Below are 3,723 nucleotides of genomic sequence, written 5' to 3'. Positions count from 1 at the left end.
TACGCGACAGATTCCACACGTGATATTGGACATTGGGATGCTCAGTAATGATGCGCCTGACTAGCGGGAGCTGGAGTTCCATGTTCTGCTTGCGGCCGGCGAACACGAACAGAATGACGTTCATCTACGTAATCCGAACTGTCCATTGCTGGAAACCGTGACCGGTAACAGTCCAGCCGATGCCGGTGCGGTCAGCGAACACACGCCAGGCGCGCTGCTCATGCACATCGGGCCCGGCGCCGTGGAATCCGTGCCACCATCTCGGCGGATATCGATGCTGTAGTCCCTGGACCCGGTCACGGCCTGGAGCCGACTCGCCGCGACGATGACGGTGTTCACATCGACCCTGGTGTCCGAGTCGACAAGGGTCTCATAACTTTTCACCATGAACGTCTCGAAGAACGCAATGCCCCGAAGGAGCAGCCGCCCGGTCAGCGGACACCCCCGCAGAATCTCACAACAGACACGCTCCTACCTGGCACTTCGCCGGAATCCGACCCAGGCGTGTCACCAAAACAACTCAACGGCAACGCGCAACGTCCCACGCCAGCAGCATGTCGTCGTCGAGCACGTATACCGACCGGTCGACCAGCCGGATCCCGTCGGCCACCGTGGTGATCCCGAGTGTGCCCACTGCCTCGGTGCCGGCTCCGATTATCGTCGGTGCGATCCCGACCACCAGGCGATCGACGAGGCCGGCACCGAGCATCGACGTGATCACCCGGGCGCCGCCCTCGACGAGGAGCGTCAGCGTGCCAGCCGCCCGCAGTCGGGCCAGAGCGGCAGGAAGGTCGACGCCGCGGGGGCTGGACGGGACGACGTGGACGCGCACCCCGCGCTCGTGCAGGGCGGTCCGGCGGCCGGCCGACGCGCGCCGCGTCGTGATCACTGTGGTGGCCGCGTCCGGGCCGAGGATCTGCGCCGTGGGCGGCAGCCGAAGCGTCGAGTCGAGCACGACCCGCAGGGGCGACGCTCCAGCGACGAGGCGGACGGTCAGGAGCGGGTCGTCCGTCATCACGGTGCCCACGCCGACGAGTACGGCATCGCACGCGGCCCGCAGCGCGTGCGAGATGCGGCGCTCGGCCTCGCCGCTGATCCATTTGGCATCGCCCGTGGACGTGGCGATGCGTCCGTCGAGCGTTTGAGCGAACTTGAGCACGACGTAGGGCCGGTCCTCAGCGGCCCGTACCTCACCGAGCAGAGCGCTCCCGTCGACGGCCGGCAGGGGACCGGATTCCCAGGGCGTCACCGCCAACCCGGTCGGCCCCACATGGTCCATCCTGCGCTCTTTGGTGCGGAGGTAGCCGAGGTTGCGGGCGTGCGGCGCGGTCGGTAGCGGCTCAACCGCCACCACGTCGATTCCCGCCCGCCGCATGCCATCGACCTTCCTCGGGTTGTTCGTCAGCAGCCGCACCGACCGCAGGTCGAGCGCCGACAACACGGCGGCCGCGTTGTCGTAGGTGCGCCCGTCGACCGGCAGGCCGAGGCGGAGGTTCGCGTCGAGCGTGTCATGGCCCTTGTCCTGCTCGACGTACGTCCGCAGCTTGTTGATCAAGCCCACGCCCCGGCCCTCGTGGCCGGTGGCGTACACGAGCACGCCGCAGTCCTCGGCCGCGATCCGGCGCATGGCCAGCCGCAGCTGCACGCCGCAGTCGCACCGCAGCGAGCCGAGCGCGTCACCGGTGAGGCACTCGGAGTGGAGGCGGACGAGGACACCGTCCTTGTGCTCCACGTTGCCGCGCACCATGGCCAGGTAGACGTGGTCGGTCGGGCTCTCGAAGGCCCGCACGTCGAATACACCCCACGGCGTGGGCATGGGGACACGCGCCACCTCAGTGAGCATGCAGCACTCGCGCGACGTGCCGTTTCGCCTGCTCACCAGCGGCCATAATCAGGAGATGATGCCTTCGTCCGCCGCCGCTGTCGAGTTCGCAGGCCCGCGTCAGGTCCGAGTCGCCGCCGTCGCGCTGCCCGAGCCGGGGCCGGATGAGGTTGTTGTCACCATGCAGTTCTCGGGAATCAGCGGCGGGAGGGAACTGCTCGCGTACCGCGGCGAGATCGATCCGGGGGTGCCGCTCGACGATCGCATCGAGTCGCTCGACGGGACGTTCACCTACCCGTTCCGATACGGCTATGCCTGTGTCGGGGAGGCCGACGGCCAGCCGGTGTTCGCGTTCCACCCACATCAGAACCAGTTCGTCGCCCGGCGTGACGGGGTGCGACCGGGTGCGCCGAGTGGCCGCCGAGGTGGCCCACGGCGCGCAGAACGTGGATCCGCAACCCGTCGTGCTCCTCGACACGCGCCTCCCGCCCGAACGTGACGAGCTCGCAGCGCACGCCGTCGACCAGGGCCAGGGCGCGCGCCAACTCAAGCGGCTAGCGTTCACCTCCACCGAACAGTCCGTCGTGGCCGAAGGCTGTCGGGGCGACGTGGAGGACCCGCATGCTCGTCTCCCTTCTGACCCTCGGATGTCCCGAGCAGCAGCTACCTCTACCACTGCCGCCTTGCCGAACTGGCGGGTGACCACGACGCCGAGGTCGAGTTCGTGCCCGTGTGGCTGTGGCCCGACCCCTTCACCCTGGCCCACGGCGACGTCCTGCTTGTCGACAGCATCGCGGCCTGGCTCGTCCGTCGCACTGGGCCGCCTCCCCCACGACCGGGTCAAGCTCCACCTCGCCGGCCGGGACGACGTCGCGCCGGCCTACACCGAGCGGGTCCGGGGCCGCCTCGCCGTCCTCGGCGATCGGGTCGTGCACCACGGCGTGCTCGACCGGACGGCATCGCCCGCCTCTACGCCGGCGCCGACGTCTTCGTGCTGCCCAGCTGGCGGGAACCGTACGGCACGGTGTACGGCGAGGCCCTGGCCGCTGGCCTGCCGGTCGTCGGGTGGCGGGCTGGCAACCTGCCTCACCTCGTCAGCGACGGAGTCGAGGGAGTGGTCCTCGACCCGGGCGATATGCCGGCCCTCGCCATCGCACTCGACCGGCTGGCCAGCGACGAGCTGTGGCGGGCCGACGTGGCGCGGGCGGCGGGCCGCCGAGGCGCTGCGCTGCCGAGATGGAGCCACACCGCGGCAACACTCTTCGCGGCCCTCAAGGAGCTGACGGCGAGTGCTCGTTGAACGACCGCAGCACGGGGCCGTGCCGGTCGACTCCGATGCGGGTTACACCCGCGTCGTCGACCCACAGCCGCCAGGCCACCCGGTCCTCGACGCCGAGGGCCCAGGCGATGGCGGCCTTGATCGGGCTGACGTGGGTCACCACGACCACCGTCCGTCCCGCCCGCAGGTCGGCGGCCACGGTCAGCTCCTCGCAGGCGGCCCGGACCCGCACGCCGAGCGCCGACAGCGGCTCACCCCCACCCGGCGCGTAGTCGGGGTTTGCGCGCCATTGGGCCCACACCTCGGTGGGCACGGACGCCGGGTCGGTCCCCTCGAGTCTCCCGTAGTCCAGCTCGATCCATCGGTCGTCGACCTCGACCGTCCGTCCGAACGCCGCCGCCGTTTCACGGGCCCGGCGCAGCGGACTGGACACGACCCGGTCCGGCGCCGGCAGTGTCGCCGCCAACCCGGCCGCCTGGGTTCGGCCCCGCTCCGTCAACCGCGGGTCGGACCGTCCCAGCAGCAGCCCGGCCGCGTTCGGCGCCGTTTCCCCGTGACGGACGACGTAGAGCATCAGTCGCGGCGCCGACCCACCAGCAGGAGCACCGACGAGTCGGAGGTG

4 protein-coding genes are annotated in these 3,723 nt (G+C 70.2%); 2 read left to right on the top strand and 2 right to left on the bottom strand.

Going from position 1 to position 3,723, the window contains the following annotated elements; all coding sequences use genetic code 11:
- Nucleotides 1-520: 520 nt before the first annotated feature.
- Nucleotides 521-1,831 carry a GTP cyclohydrolase II RibA gene (gene ribA, locus VGH85_05310; GenBank protein ID HEY2173214.1) on the bottom strand — a complete coding sequence of 437 codons (1,311 nt, stop codon included), beginning with the start codon at nucleotides 1,829-1,831 and terminating at the stop codon, nucleotides 521-523.
- A gap of 4 nt (nucleotides 1,832-1,835) precedes the next feature.
- Here ribA and VGH85_05305 point away from each other — a divergent pair, with 4 nt between their 5' ends.
- Together VGH85_05305 and VGH85_05300 are read left to right on the top strand one after the other, a co-directional pair.
- Nucleotides 1,836-2,321: a hypothetical protein gene (locus tag VGH85_05305; protein ID HEY2173213.1), complete on the top strand. Its 486-nt coding sequence runs from the start codon at nucleotides 1,836-1,838 to the stop codon at nucleotides 2,319-2,321.
- Nucleotides 2,322-2,546: 225 nt separating this feature from the next.
- A complete protein-coding gene (locus VGH85_05300; protein HEY2173212.1) occupies nucleotides 2,547-3,122 on the top strand; it encodes a glycosyltransferase in 576 nt (191 codons plus the stop codon).
- Here VGH85_05300 and VGH85_05295 read toward each other — a convergent pair.
- The coding region (locus VGH85_05295; GenBank protein ID HEY2173211.1) for a histidine phosphatase family protein at nucleotides 3,094-3,723 on the bottom strand (630 nt) is incomplete at its 5' end. The genes VGH85_05300 and VGH85_05295 overlap by 29 nt on opposite strands.

The organism is Mycobacteriales bacterium (genome assembly GCA_036497565.1).
GTDB lineage: Bacteria > Actinomycetota > Actinomycetes > Mycobacteriales > QHCD01 > DASXJE01.
This window is presented reverse-complemented; position numbering and strand designations above follow the sequence as displayed.